This window comes from Pseudomonas sp. RGM 3321 (genome assembly GCF_022836805.1).
Lineage (GTDB): Bacteria > Pseudomonadota > Gammaproteobacteria > Pseudomonadales > Pseudomonadaceae > Aquipseudomonas.
Genome location: NZ_JALHBH010000115.1, coordinates 66,422 through 79,773, shown reverse-complemented (window position 1 = coordinate 79,773; position 13,352 = coordinate 66,422). Strand labels below are relative to the sequence as shown.

Annotated in this window: 10 protein-coding genes; 3 read left to right on the top strand and 7 right to left on the bottom strand. The window is 60.6% G+C overall.

Translation table 11 applies throughout. From position 1 onward, the window contains the following. Positions 1–43 precede the first annotated feature (43 nt). On the top strand, positions 44–1,144 hold the full coding sequence (gene sfnG / locus RGM3321_RS18495; protein WP_044322159.1) for a dimethylsulfone monooxygenase SfnG: 1,101 nt from the start codon (positions 44–46) through the stop codon (positions 1,142–1,144). Positions 1,145–1,478: 334 nt separating this feature from the next. Next, positions 1,479–3,062, top strand: coding sequence for a sensor domain-containing diguanylate cyclase (locus tag RGM3321_RS18490; protein WP_244394296.1), 1,584 nt, complete (start codon positions 1,479–1,481; stop codon positions 3,060–3,062). Positions 3,063–3,100: 38 nt separating this feature from the next. Here the strand turns inward: RGM3321_RS18490 and RGM3321_RS18485 are convergent, their stop codons facing one another. Both RGM3321_RS18485 and RGM3321_RS18480 read right to left on the bottom strand, forming a co-directional pair. Beyond that, positions 3,101–6,244, bottom strand: a complete 3,144-nt coding sequence (locus RGM3321_RS18485) for an efflux RND transporter permease subunit (RefSeq protein ID WP_244394295.1) — start codon at positions 6,242–6,244, stop codon at positions 3,101–3,103. Positions 6,245–6,277: 33 nt separating this feature from the next. After that, the gene (locus tag RGM3321_RS18480) at positions 6,278–7,438 is read right to left on the bottom strand and encodes an efflux RND transporter periplasmic adaptor subunit (protein WP_244394294.1); all 1,161 of its coding nucleotides are present in this window, start codon (positions 7,436–7,438) and stop codon (positions 6,278–6,280) included. A 179-nt stretch (positions 7,439–7,617) separates the two neighbouring features. Here RGM3321_RS18480 and RGM3321_RS18475 point away from each other — a divergent pair, with 179 nt between their 5' ends. Further along, on the top strand, positions 7,618–8,175 hold the full coding sequence (locus RGM3321_RS18475) for a LacI family DNA-binding transcriptional regulator (RefSeq protein ID WP_244394293.1): 558 nt from the start codon (positions 7,618–7,620) through the stop codon (positions 8,173–8,175). Positions 8,176–8,190: 15 nt separating this feature from the next. On the opposite strand, the gene RGM3321_RS18470 is transcribed toward RGM3321_RS18475, so the two are convergent. The 5 genes from RGM3321_RS18470 to RGM3321_RS18450 are packed head-to-tail and all read right to left on the bottom strand — an operon-like array spanning position 8,191 to position 13,350. Further along, positions 8,191–9,585, bottom strand: coding sequence for an isochorismate synthase (locus RGM3321_RS18470; protein WP_244394292.1), 1,395 nt, complete (start codon positions 9,583–9,585; stop codon positions 8,191–8,193). Further along, positions 9,582–9,902 carry an isochorismate lyase gene (locus RGM3321_RS18465; RefSeq protein WP_122392325.1) on the bottom strand — a complete coding sequence of 107 codons (321 nt, stop codon included), beginning with the start codon at positions 9,900–9,902 and terminating at the stop codon, positions 9,582–9,584. Before RGM3321_RS18465 ends, RGM3321_RS18470 begins: the two co-directional genes overlap by 4 nt. A gap of 3 nt (positions 9,903–9,905) precedes the next feature. Continuing rightward, the gene (gene ybtE, locus RGM3321_RS18460; protein ID WP_244394291.1) at positions 9,906–11,486 is read right to left on the bottom strand and encodes a yersiniabactin biosynthesis salycil-AMP ligase YbtE; all 1,581 of its coding nucleotides are present in this window, start codon (positions 11,484–11,486) and stop codon (positions 9,906–9,908) included. A 12-nt stretch (positions 11,487–11,498) separates the two neighbouring features. Further along, positions 11,499–12,263: an alpha/beta fold hydrolase gene (locus RGM3321_RS18455; RefSeq protein ID WP_054988060.1), complete on the bottom strand. Its 765-nt coding sequence runs from the start codon at positions 12,261–12,263 to the stop codon at positions 11,499–11,501. 4 nt (positions 12,264–12,267) lie between these two features. Next, a complete protein-coding gene (locus tag RGM3321_RS18450) occupies positions 12,268–13,350 on the bottom strand; it encodes a Gfo/Idh/MocA family oxidoreductase (protein ID WP_244394290.1) in 1,083 nt (360 codons plus the stop codon). Between the last annotated feature and the right edge of the window lie 2 nt (positions 13,351–13,352).

The window sequence follows — 13,352 nt, the reverse complement described above, 5'->3', positions numbered from 1 at the left end:
CGATTAATGCGCTCGGGAAGCCTGCAGTCAGAGGAGTGCCGATATGAGCCAATCTTCCATAAAATTTGCGTACTGGGTGCCGAACGTCAGCGGTGGGCTGGTCGTCAGCAAGATCGAACAGCGCACCAGCTGGACCATCGACTACAACCGCAAGCTGGCGCAGATCGCCGAGCAATCCGGTTTCGAATACGCGCTGACGCAAATTCGCTTCACCGCCGGTTACGGTGCGGAATTCCAGCATGAGTCCGTAGCGTTCAGCCATGCCCTGTTGGCGGCCACCGAAAAGCTCAAAGTCATTGCAGCAATATTGCCAGGACCGTGGACGCCCTCTGTGGCGGCCAAGCAACTGGCAACCATTGATCAGCTCACCGCCGGGCGCGTGGCGGTCAATATCGTCAGCGGCTGGTTCAAGGGCGAGTTTCAGGCCATCGGTGAACCCTGGCTGGAGCACGACGAGCGCTATCGCCGTTCCGAAGAGTTTATTCGGGCTCTCAAGGGTATCTGGACCACCGATAATTTCACCTTCAAGGGCGACTTCTATCGCTTCCACGATTACACCCTCAAACCCAAGCCGATTCAGCGTCCTCATCCCGAGATCTTTCAGGGTGGCAGTTCACGTGCTGCGCGGGATATGGCGGCCCGGGTGTCGGACTGGTATTTCACCAATGGCAATACCGTCGAAGGCATCAAGGCCCAGGTCGATGACATTCGAGCCAAGGCTGCCGCGAACGGCCATTCGGTGAAGATCGGCGTCAATGCTTTCATCATTGCCCGGGACACTGAAGAAGAAGCGCGAGCGGTGCTGGCCGAAATTGTCGACAAGGCAGACCCGGAAGCCGTCAATGCGTTTGGTGATGCCGCGAAACAGGCCGGCAAGGCCAGCCCGGAAGGCGAAGGTAACTGGGCCAAATCCACCTTTCAGGATCTGGTGCAGTACAACGATGGCTTCAAGACCAATTTGATCGGCACGCCGCGCCAGATTGCCGAGCGCATCGTCGAGCTCAAGTCCGTTGGCGTCGACCTGGTACTTTCCGCATTTCTGCATTTCCAGGAAGAAGTCGCCTATTTCGGCGAACATGTATTGCCTTTAGTGCGCGAACTGGAAGCCGCAGCACTGCGCAAACCTGTCGCCGAAACGGCCTGAAGCCTCGCGAATACCAGCGTCCTGCCTTGCCCCTGTAAGCTAGCTTCGCTTCCAGCCCCTTCAGTAAACAGCCCTCCAGAAAATCAGGCACCACTGTGATCCAGTGCGTGCCTGCCTGCGTATGTTGAACCCCGATCAACCAATAGACCGCTGTACGTGGCATTATGATGCCACTCTCTGGCATGCTTCATTGATGCCAGGCCTTCAGGTACGGCCGAGCGCTTGCCGACAATGGCAGTTGATAGCGAAAGGATTGTCGATGGCCCCTGAGCAATCAGGTCCGGTTTTCAGAAAAACCAGATGCACTGGTTCTCACCTGTTGTGGAGGCAAGTTTTGAAACGCGACCTTCGGCTTGCGTCATGGCTGATCTTCGTAGTGTGCGCCTGCGTGGTGATGTTGATGGCCTGGCAAGCATGGACCGCGCGCCGTAACACGCTGGAGAACATCCAGACCAGCACGATTAATCTGGCTGGGGCGCTGAGCACTTACACGGACGGCATTTTCAAACAAAGCGAGCTGATGCTGATCGGCCTGACGGAGCGTGTCGAAAGAGACGGTGCCGGACCCGAGCAGATCGAGCGTCTCAGATGGGTCATTGCCCGTGAAATGGGCGCGTTGCCGCAAATCGGTACGGTTTCGCTGTACAACGCTGACGGTATTTGCACCTTTTCAACCAATCCCAAGGCGATTGGCGTCAACAGTACCCAGCGCGAGTTCTTTCAGCACCACCTGCAGACGCCTGACAAAGCACCTTACATCGGCCCGACGATTCGCAGTCGCGCCTCCGGCGAATGGGTCATATCGGTCAGCAGGCGCATCAACCACCCTGATTCGAGTTTTGCCGGGCTGATGGTCGTGACCATTGGTGTCGATCATCTGTTGAAGTTCTATTCGGATATTCAGGTCGGGAAAACCGGCATAATCAGCCTGACGTCGACGGCCGGGCAGTTGCGTGTGCGCTATCCGCACCTGGAAGCGGAAATAGGCCGTGACCTCTCGTCGACGCCGATCTTTACTTCTGAGCGTAATCGACCGTCTGGCACCACTCAGTTTGTCTCCAGAATCGACGGCGTTGCGCGCTTTTATGCCTTCAAGCGCAGCGCCGTGTACCCGATTGTCACTGTCGTCGCGCTGGGCCAGAAAGAGGCCATGCTCGACTGGCTGGGCCAGACCAAGCAGTCGATTCTGGTCATGCTGGTGCTGCTCGGGCTGGTGGTCGGCCTCGGCATCCGCCTCATCGGGCACATTCACAGCCGTATACGCGCGGAAGATCAGTTACTCGATTCTCAGGCAGCCCTCATCCAGTTGAATCAGCATCTGGAGTTCATAGCCTCGGAAGACAAGCTCACCGGGCTGGCCAATCGCAGAAGGTTCGATCAGTTTCTGGAGGTTGAATTCAAGCGCGCCAGACGCGAGCGCAGCCTGCTGTCACTGATTCTGATCGATGCCGATCATTTCAAGCGCTACAACGATCATTACGGCCATCTGGCTGGTGACGAGTGCCTGGTGGCAATGGCCCGTGTGGTCGAACAATGCATTCGCCGCCCCGGTGATGTCGCTGCTCGTTATGGCGGTGAAGAGATCGCGGTGGTGCTGCCCGGTACTGACGAGTCGAGCGCTCGTCAGGTGGCCGAGAACATCCTGCAGGCTATCCGCGACGAGCAGATCAAGCATCCCGCCAGCCCGTTTGGCATCGTGACGGTCAGCCTCGGTGTTGCCACATTCGTCGGCACGGATCGACAACTTGACCAGCGCAGCCTGATCGAACTTGCCGACCGTGCGCTGTATGCCGCCAAGTCGCAAGGCCGCAACCGGGTGAATGTGGCGTCGGAAATCGCTACCAGCACACTGCCGGCCTGGACCCGCGTCAAGGCATCGGCGGACCCGCAAACCGGCAGCGGGCCAACGGCGGAGTGACGGGTTTGAAGCCCGACAGCCCGCTGGCCGCCGGTCGTTTATGGCTTCTCAGGCAGCAGTGCATCGTCACCAACCTGCTGTACGTGCGGCTTGCGGCGCAACACTGACAGGACCCAGACAAAAAATATCGGCACCAGAATCACGCCCAGTAGCGTAGCGCTGAGCATGCCGCCGATAACGCCGGTGCCGATCGCGCGCTGGCTCGCAGCGCCTGCGCCGGTCGCCAGCGTGAGGGGCACGACGCCAAGGATGAAGGCCAGCGATGTCATGACAATCGGCCGAAAGCGCAGTTGCGCAGCCTGAAGCGCCGCGTCACGTAGCGAATGGCCTTGATCCCACAGCTCCTTGGCGAATTCGACGATGAGAATCGCGTTTTTTGCTGCCAACCCGATGATGGTGATCAACCCTACCTTGAAATACACATCGTTGGGCATGCCGACCGCAGTCACTGCCAGCACGGAGCCCAGCGCACCGACGGGTACGATCAGCATCACCACCAGCGGAATCGCCCAGCTTTCATACAGCGCAACCAGCAGCAGGAACACCACCAGCAGCGCCAGGCCGAACAGTCCGGCTGCCTGGCCGCTGGCGACTCGTTCTTGATAGGAGAGGCCGGTCCATTCATAGCCGATGCCTTGCGGCAGTTCGGAAACGATCCGCTCGATTTCCGCCATCGCCTCACCGGTACTGACCCCCGGTGCTGCATCGCCGGAAATCCTGAACGCGGGGTAGCCGTTGTAGCGGGCGATCTGCACCGGGCCTTGTTCCCAGTGCGTCGAAACGAACGCGCCCAGCGGCACCAGCGTGCCGCTGCTATTGGGCACGTAGAGCTTGAGCACGCTTTCCGGGGTCATTCGCGAACTCTGTTCTGCCTGCACGACCACACGTTGCTGACGTCCGGCATTGGCGAAATCGCTGATCACCGACGAGCCGAATGCAGTGGACAGCGCGTTGCTGGTCGACTCGAAACTGACGCCAAGCGCACGGGCTTTTTCGCGGTCGATATTCAGGCGCAATTGTGGCGCTTCGGCCAGACCCTCCATCATCGCGTAGAGAATTTTCGGGTTGCCGTTGGCTTTGCCCAATAGCTCGTTGCGCGCCGCCAGCAACGCTTCACGGCCCAGGCCTGCGCGATCTTGCAGGCGCAGCGAGAAGCCGCCCGAGGTGCCCAGGCCGTCAATGGGCGGTGGCGTCACCGCCATCACCGTACCGTCGCCTAGCCCGGCAAAATGCTGGTTGAACGCTGCCGCTTCTTCAGCCGCCGACTGGCCCTTGCCGCGCTCCGACCAGTCCTTGAGGGTCGGGAACGCCAGACCAGCGTTTTCACCCATACCGGAGAAGCTGAAGCCCAGCAGCATGGTCACCGCGCCGGTTGCCTCGCGCGACAGCATGTAGTTTTCCAGCAGTTGCGCGGTGGCGTCGGTACGCGCCCGGGTCGCGCCGGGCGGCAATTGCACGTCGATGATCAGGTAGCCCTGATCTTCCACGGGCACAAAGGACTCCGGCAGACGCAGGTAGAAAAAGCCCAGCAGACCGACGATACCGACGTACAAGAGCATATAGCGGCCAGCGCGTTTGATCATGCTGGAACTGACCCGCTCGTAACGGTCGGTGAATTTACCGAACAGCCGATTGAAGCCGCCGAAGAACCCGCGTTTCTCACTGTGCCCGGCCGGGATCGGCTTGAGCAACGTGGCACACAGTGCCGGGGTAAAGGTCAGGGCCAGGAAACCCGAGAACAGAATCGACACGGCCAGCGACAGCGAGAACTGCTGGTAGATGACCCCGACCGACCCACCCATGAACGCCAATGGCAGAAACACGGCGGCCAGTACCAGCGTGATACCGAAAATCGCGCCGGAGACCTGCTGCATTGCCTTGACCGTTGCGGCTGCTGGAGAAAGGCCTTCTTCGGCCATGATCCGCTCGACGTTTTCCACCACCACAATGGCGTCGTCGACCAGAATACCGATGGCCAGCACCATGCCGAACATGGTCATCATGTTCACCGAGAAGCCCATCAGGTACATGATCGCCAGGGTCCCGGCCAGACACACCGGCACCACAATGGTCGGGATCAGCGTGTAGCGAATGTTCTGCAGAAACAGGAACATCACCAGGAACACCAGCACCATTGCCTCGATCAGGGTATAGATCACCTTATCGATGGCCACGTCGACGAAACGCGAAGTGTCGTACGGTATCGAAAACTCGACGCCTTCCGGGAAATTGACTGACAGCTCGGTGAGGCGCTGCTTGACTGCCCGGGCGGTCTGGATCGCATTGGCACCTGGTGAAAGTTGCACGGCACCGGCCACTGCACGCTGCCCGTTCAGGCGTGATTCAAAACTGTAATCCTGACTGCCGATGGCCACACGTGCCACATCGGACAAATGCACAGCCGAGCCGTCTTCGTTGGCGCGCAGAACGATGCGGCCGAACTCCTCCGGGTTGTCCAGTGTGCCCTTGACCGCCAGGGTCGCAGTCAACTCCTGCAGTGACGAGCCGGGGCTGCTGCCGAAGCTGCCTGCCGGAACCTGTACGTTCTGCGCCCGAATGGCCGCGTTCACGTCATCGATGGACAGCCCGAAACCAACCAGTTTCTGCGGATCGATCCAGACCCGCATCGCGGCTTCGGCGGCGAAAAACTGCAACCGGCCGACGCCGTTCACCCGGCTGATTTCGTTATTGACGTTGCGGGCCGCGTAGTCGGCCAGCGCGACCGTATCCTTGGTGGCCGAGCCGTCCTTGTAGTTCAGGGTAAAGATCAACAGGAACCCGGAGCTGGCCTGTTCGACTTGCAGGCCCTGACTGAGTACCGTCTGCGGCAGGCGCGCTTCGGCTTTCTTGATGCGGTTCTGAACTTCAACCTGTGCCATGTCCGGGTTGGTGCCCGGTACGAATGTCACGTTGATTTCAGCGCTGCCGGTCGAGTTGCTGGTCGACTCGTAATACAGCATGCCCTTGGCACCGTTCAGCTCTTCCTCGATGACGCTGGTCACCGAATCGACCAGCACTTTCGCGGATGCGCCGGGATAGGTAGCGGTAATGGTGATCTGCGGCGGTGCCACATCAGGGTACTGCGCCACTGGCAAGGCGGGCAGGGCCATCAGGCCTGCCAGCAGAATGAACAGGGCCAGCACCCAGGCAAAGTTGGGTCGCTTGATAAAGAACAGAGACATGAACGGTGATCCTCGATCGCGCTGAAGGCGGCTTTATTGCGACTTGGATTGCGGCTGGGCGGAGGGCGATTTGGCGACGACCTTGTCACCGGAATTGAGCCCGGTCATGTTGCCGACGACAATCTGTTCACCTGCCTTCAGCCCCTCGGTGATCTGCCAGCGCGAATCCTGCATTGCGCCGGTTTTGACCGGGCGGGCTTCGACCGTACCGTCCTGGGCAATCACCAGTACGCGGGCTGCTCCATCACTGGAGCGCTGAACGGCACGTTGTGGGACGAGGATGGCATTGGCATCGACCCGCTGCGGTGTGCGCACCCGCACATACATGCCCGGCAGCAACACGCCTTTGGGGTTGGCGAAGCGTGCGCGTAACGAAACCTGGCCGGTGGTCCGGTCTACTGCAACGTCGGTAAACAACAGGGTGCCGGTGCTTTTATAATCAGTGCCGTCGACGCTCAGCGACAGCGCGTCTTCGCCACCCTTGGGCAGGCGACCTTCCTGAATGGCCGCGCGCATTTGCAAGGCGTCGGCGACCGGCTGGGTGAAGTCGGCGTAGACCGGGTCGAGTTGCTGAATGGTTGCCAGCAGCGTGGTTTCGCCCTGACCGACCAGCGCGCCTTCAGTGACCATCGCGCGGCCGATGCGCCCTGAAATAGGCGCCTTGACCGTGGCATAGCCCAGGTTCAGTCGGGCCGTTTCGACATCTGCCTGAGCCGACTTTTTAGCGGCGATGGCGTTTTGCAACGCAGAGCGGGCGGTGTCGAAGGTCTGCCGGCTGACCGCTTCGATTTCGACCAGCGATTCGTAACGTTTGACTGTAGCCTGAGTCTCGAACAGCGTGGCTTCTGTACGGGCCAGGTCGCCCTGAGCCTTGGACAGCGCGGCCTTGAACGGTGCCGGGTCGATCTGGAACAGCACCGCGCCCGCTTTCACATCGGCGCCTTCCTCGAAATTGCGCGTGAGCACGATACCGGCCACCCGGGCGCGTACCTGTGCCACACGAACCGGTTCTATACGGCCCGGCAGTTCGTCGACGACAGTGAATGATTCGGCTTTGACCTCGATGGCTTCCACCTCTTTGGGCGCTGTCGATGCAGCGTGATCCTGCTGCTGTTTCTGCTCGCACCCGGCCAGACCCAACACTGCCAGCAGGGCTACTGCAGGCATGACACGCCAATCGCTCAAACTACTCATCGCTCACCCGGGCGCAGCCCATCAGACACTAAAGCCGCGAATGATCTACTGTGTACGAGAGTGAGTCAATATTGACTCATGTGAGACTTTAGTGACTAATTGTGTATAGGCTTTGAGAACGCGGTAAGGTTTCTGCACAATGCGCCGCCTGCCACTTATACGAGTTGAAGACGTACCCAATGGAATTACCTGCTGCTGACGACAAATTTCTGAAAGCCCTGGCCGTTGCGCTGGTTGACCATTCCAACGGTACGCTCAAGGACATTGCTCAAGCGGCTGGCGTCAGCAAGGCGACGCTCAACCGCTTCTGCGGCACTCGCGCCAACCTCGTGGAACTGTTGCTCAATCACGCCTCGGACCTGATGAACCAGATGGTCGCCGACGCGGATCTGCAGCATGCTCCGCCGCTGGAAGCGCTTCAGCGACTGGTCGACAACCACCTCATGCACCGCGAAATGCTGGTCTTTCTGGTGTTTCAGTGGCGTCCTGACTCGCTTGACGAAAGCTCCGGCGGTGGCCGCTGGTTGCCTTACTCCGACGCCCTCGACACATTTTTTCTACGTGGCCAGCGCGAAGGGCTGTTCAGAATCGACATCAGTGCCACCGTCCTTACCGAGATGTTCGCGTCGCTGCTGTCCGGCCTGGTCGACGCCGAACGCCGTGGCCGAGTGGCGCGCGCGGGGATGAGCGCGCTGTTGATCCAGTTTTTTCTGCAGGGCGCGGCGTCGGTCAGGTAGGCAGTCTGCGTTCGGTTACATCCATAACGCTTCGTTGGACGTCTCCCCCAATGCCTCCCTCATGGTTTGCATTTTCAGATCGCTTTCCCGGTACTCGCTTTCCGGCTCGGAACCGCTGACCAGCCCGCAGCCTGCAAACAGGGTAGCTCTGTGTCCTTTCAGCAATGCCGAGCGCAGGGCGACCGCGAGCTCGCCGTTGCCCTGGTCGTCCAGCCAGCCGATCGGCGCTGCGTACCAGCCTCTGTCGAGTTGTTCATGGCTGCGGATATAGTCCAGCGCCTCACTGCGCGGCAGGCCGCCGACTGCCGGGGTCGGGTGCAGGCTTTGGGCGATCTGCAAAAGGCTGGCATTCGAGGCGAGGGTCGCTTTGACGGGGGTCAGCAGATGCTGGATATGCGGCAATTTGTGCAGTCGAGGCCGGCAAGCAATGTCCAGTTCCAGGCAATGTTCAGCCAGACCCTGTCTGATGCAGTCGATCACCATGGCGTGTTCGCTGTTGTCTTTATCGCTGGCCAGCAGTTGTTCACCCAGGCGCACGTCGTCGGCGCTGGTCGTTCCGCGTGGCGCGGTGCCTGCCAGGGCCATGGTCTGCAGTTGGTCGCCTTGCACGGTCAACAGGCATTCAGGCGATGCACCCAGAAAACAACTGCTGCCGCGAGCGAACGCGAACAGGTAGGCGTTGGGCTGCCTGAGCGTCAGGTATTGCATGACCTGCTCCAGCGGATTGGCCACGGGAACATTCTGTGAGCGGGCCAGGACGACTTTTTTCAGTCCGCCACGCTCGATCCGGCCGACCGCGTGAAGCACATCCTGTTTCCATAGATGGGCCATGGACAAACGCACGAATCGATCCATTGCCCTGGGTCCACCGGGCAAGGGCCGTTGAAGAATGCCAGTCCATTCGTCTGCCAACATTCTGGCCAGTTGCCCGCAATCACTGTGTTCATCAATCAGCACATTGACGATCAATTGCGTCCGGCCATCGGATTCATGAAGTTCGAAGCGCGGCAGTGTCAATGCCGCCTCGGGAAAGTCGCGCCATAGCCGTGTTGCAGGCTGCCGTCGGTCGAAGGCAAACCCACCAAACAGGGTAGGGCGATGTTCGCCGTGCACCACCGCAGTCGCTGCCATGTCCCGCCAGCGTTTTTCCAGCGTCTGCCAACTGTCCGCAGGCCCGGCATTGAACTCATGTGCCAGGCCAAGGCCGATACGATAGCGATACTGTGCCTGTACACGCCACAGGCAAGCCGGTTGAACCTGCTCGCGATTGGCGGCGAATAATCCGAGCGGTTCGACGTAAGGCGAGGGCGTGGAGAACGACGCCAGGATTCGAAGCTGACGGGAGCTGGCTTGCGCCCGGGCTTTCTGCAGGCACCCCTGCAGACCGATGAACGACGGCAGTCGATTCATGACTCATCCTCCGGGTTCAGCAGTTGCCAATGGGTGATCTGCTGGTTGATGAACCAGTGGATCAGATCCTTGAAGAAGTCCTCAGTCTCATCGACGGGCAAGCCGGCATCGCTGGCCCACTGGCGTCGCTCTTCAAGCATTGCGCGCACCCGCTCGGGTGCCGGAATAGCCCGTCGATTGGCCTTGAAGCGGGTAGCGGCCTGCACATAGGTCAGGCGCCGGGCAAGGATTTGCACAATCTGCCGGTCTAGCTCATCAATGCCCTGACGTATATCGCCGAGGTTTTCGCATTCGGGTGCAGACTTCACAACACTCATGGGTTACTCCCGGATTAATTGGGCCAGAACGGCGAGTTGGCGTTTGTCGATCTTGCCCACGGCCGTCAGTGGCCACGCAGCAACCCACTCGAACTGATCAGGCAGGTTGTTTTCGCCCAGCCCGTGCAGATGCAACTGGTCGCGAATGTGCTGCGCTGCACCCGTTGGCTTGTCGCCCAGAATGAACGCGCAGATACGCTCGCCCAACAGCGAATCCGGCACGGCGACCACCACCGCCGATTCAATGTCAGGCAGGGCTGTAAGGTGATTTTCGATATGTGCCGCCGAGATCTTTTCACCGCTGCGCTGGATTTGCTCCTTGATACGTCCTTCGACGATCAGGTTGCCGTCCGGCGTCCAGCGCGCAAGGTCTCCGCTGCGGTAGTAGCCCTCGCGGGTGAAACTGCGCGCGTTGTGTTCTGCCGCCTGGTAATACCCGGTAATGGTGTAGGGGCCGCGGGTCAGCAGTTCGCCGGTCTGGCCGGGAGCAACGTCGTGCAGGTCGGCATCGACCAGACGAACCTCGTCGAACGGCGACAGCGGCCGTCCCTGAGTGTTGAGCACGACCTCCAGCGAATCGTCCGGCCGGGTGTAGCACAGCAGGCCCTCAGCCATGCCGAACACTTGCTGCACTCGGCAGTCCAGTGCCTCGAGTACCTGTGTCGCGAGTGCCGGGTCGAGTCGCGAGCCTCCGACCTGTAGCAGCGTCAGGCTGGACAGGTCGCTGTCTTGCCAGTCGCGTCCCTGTGCCCAGAGCTGCGCCAGCGGCGGAACCAGCGCCACATGGGTGACACCTTCACGCTGTATCAACGGCATGGCCACGTCGCAACTGGCGCTGTCACTCAGCACCACGGTTGCACCTGCGGCCAGGCTGCCAAGCACGCCGGGGCAGGCGAGGGTGAAATTGTGTGCGGTCGGTAGCACCGCCAGATATACGCTGTCGTTGTCCAGCTCGCAAAGTCTGGCCGAGAGGGAAAAATTGTAGGCGTAGTCGGCATGGCTGCGCGGGATCAGTTTCGGGGTGCCCGTGGTGCCGCCCGAAAGCAGCAGCAGAGCCATGTCGCGCGGGTCTGTCATGGGATCGGCCGGGCAGGGCGCATCCAGCGCCGACATCGCGTTGAACGGTCCTGGTTCGCCGTCGACGATGACATGCATCAGTGAGGGCTGATGTTCGATAATTCCGGCGGCCATGTCTCGAAAATCGAAGTCCCGAAGGCGATCGGGAATCAGGTAGGCCACCGGCTCGGCCAATCGGCAAAGGGCCGCGATGTCCTCTGCACGCTGGGTGGGCATGGCCAATACGGGCACCGCGCCAATCCTCATCGTGGCAAAGAATGCACAGACAAAGCCGACGCCGTTGGGCAGTTGCAGCATGACCCGGTCACCGGCCTTGATACCCAGCGTGGAAAGGCCTCCGGCCAGACGGTCGACTTGCAGGTCCAGTTGCGCATAGCTCAGGCGCACAGCACCTGCGACCAGCGCGGTACGTGCGCCGTGCTGGCTCGCCCATCGACGCAGGCGTTGCGGGAGAGTCTGGTCGGCGAAGGCGTGTAGCGGGTCTGCAAAGAGATGTTCGGTGTGCATGGTCGTTTCCCGTTACGGATGGAAAGGGCTGATGCTCTGCTCGATGAACGTCAGCACGCGCGTGGCGAAAGCTCTGGGGCGTTGCGTGAGGTAGAAATGATCGCCGGCCATGACGTGTTGCTGAGATTCGCCGCACAGCCAGTGTTGCCAGGCACTGACTTCGTCCTGATCGGCTTCGGGGTCGTGACTGCCATGCAGCAACAGGGTCGGCGTCTGCAGGCGCTGACGACTCGGATGCAACGGACGGTGATAGCTTTCAGTGGCTTGAAAATCGGCACGCAGCAAGGGCATGAACAGTGCCAGCAGGTCCGGGTTTGCCAGCAGCGCCTGGCTGACACCACCGATGGCCACCAATTGTTCGATAAAATGCTGGTCGTCCAGGTGACTGAGCAGGCGCCTGCCGCTCAGGTGGGGGGCATGACAGGCCGACAACACCAGTCCTGCGGGCGGCGTGCCTGCCTGTTCCAGCAACAGGCAGGTTTCGAAGGCAACCTGCGCGCCCATACTGTGCCCGGCCAGTATCAGGGGCTGGCGTTGTGTGGCTGATATCGCCTGAATTTCGGTAGCAAGGCTTTCGGCGAGAGGCTGTACATGACGCAGACAAGGCTCGTGCATACGTTGATCGCGGCCCGGGTAGATCGCCAGCGTCAGGTCCAGGCCCGGTTCGTCGAGCCCGCGCCAGTTGTGAAATGCTCCGCCGCTGGCACCGGCAAACGGGCACAGCAGTATGTGGTTCTGGCACTGATCTGTTTGCAGAAAGGGTCGCAACATCCCCATGCGATCAACCCTCCGCCCGCAGTTGCACGGCGTCGATGGTCGGCGGCTTACTGACCGTGCGCTGTTCGGCAGGTCCGGCACAGCGCAGGATGTCTTGCCAGAGTCTGGCCACCGCTAACTGATAATCAGCCTGCAGCCCTTCGATACGGGGCTGGCCCTGCAGGATTGCCAACAGTTGTTGCAGCAGCCAGCCTACGCCGGCGGGGCCTTCGATTTCATGAGCGCTTCGCCAGTGGCTCGCTGCCGGGTGCAACGGCATCGCGGTGGCTTGCTGCAGATAGTCGGCCTTGCTGGTGTACAGGGTCTGCCGATCATCGTCATGTGCTTCGGCATGCAGCACAGGTGTCCAGTTTACCGGCCCATAGCTGGCATCCAGCGACAGGTAGCCGCTGGGCCATGCCAGGTTCAACTGATGCATGACCAGGCTGTGCAGGTCGGGATCATCGGCCGCCATCCAGCTTTGCAGGCGCAGCAGCACGCGGCTGTCCGGCAGGTTAAGCGACAGGGTATGAAAGTCATCGTCGCAATCGAGCCGGCTGACACTGACGTGTCCTGCCAGATCACAGCCGAGTGCCTGAAACAGCAGGTCCAGGCCCGAGTAGAGCAGCTGTCGACTGGTGGTCAGTTGTGCCAGATTGGGCCTGCGGCCGTCGAGCAGCCGCGAGATGCGCTGCGCTGTCCCTGTCCAGCAGCGGCCTGCATCGGTGTGCGGGTAAAAACTGTTGACGATGTACTGACAGCCCATTCGGGCGGCCAGTTGTTGATGCCGGACGATTTCATCCGGGTGTACCGGGTGCTCTTGAATGACATGCAGCCCACGCCGCAGCAGGCTGTCGGTCAATTGCCCGCCAGCCCCGCCGACCACGGCCGAGCGCACCACCACGCAGGCAATATCCAGATCGTCCGGCAGTTGCTCGACATCGGTATACAGCGCAATGCCAAACGCATTGGCCAGCGCTCTGGCACGTGGGCTGCCGTTGGCCAGCAGCCCGGCCAGTTGCAAGCCGGGCTGTTCGACGAGAAAACTGTTGAGGTACAGCTCTCCGAACTTGGCGCCGACAATAAGCACCTTCAATGGTGTATTCATGG

Coding starts and splice junctions, on each gene's coding strand:
- RGM3321_RS18450 (WP_244394290.1), bottom strand. CDS start 13,350: ATGAATACACCATTGAAGGTGCTTATTGTCGGCGCCAAGTTCGGAGAG.
- RGM3321_RS18475 (WP_244394293.1), top strand. CDS start 7,618: ATGGAATTACCTGCTGCTGACGACAAATTTCTGAAAGCCCTGGCCGTT.
- sfnG (WP_044322159.1), top strand. CDS start 44: ATGAGCCAATCTTCCATAAAATTTGCGTACTGGGTGCCGAACGTCAGC.
- RGM3321_RS18455 (WP_054988060.1), bottom strand. CDS start 12,263: ATGGGGATGTTGCGACCCTTTCTGCAAACAGATCAGTGCCAGAACCAC.
- ybtE (WP_244394291.1), bottom strand. CDS start 11,486: ATGCACACCGAACATCTCTTTGCAGACCCGCTACACGCCTTCGCCGAC.
- RGM3321_RS18485 (WP_244394295.1), bottom strand. CDS start 6,244: ATGTCTCTGTTCTTTATCAAGCGACCCAACTTTGCCTGGGTGCTGGCC.
- RGM3321_RS18465 (WP_122392325.1), bottom strand. CDS start 9,902: ATGAGTGTTGTGAAGTCTGCACCCGAATGCGAAAACCTCGGCGATATA.
- RGM3321_RS18480 (WP_244394294.1), bottom strand. CDS start 7,438: ATGAGTAGTTTGAGCGATTGGCGTGTCATGCCTGCAGTAGCCCTGCTG.
- RGM3321_RS18470 (WP_244394292.1), bottom strand. CDS start 9,585: ATGAATCGACTGCCGTCGTTCATCGGTCTGCAGGGGTGCCTGCAGAAA.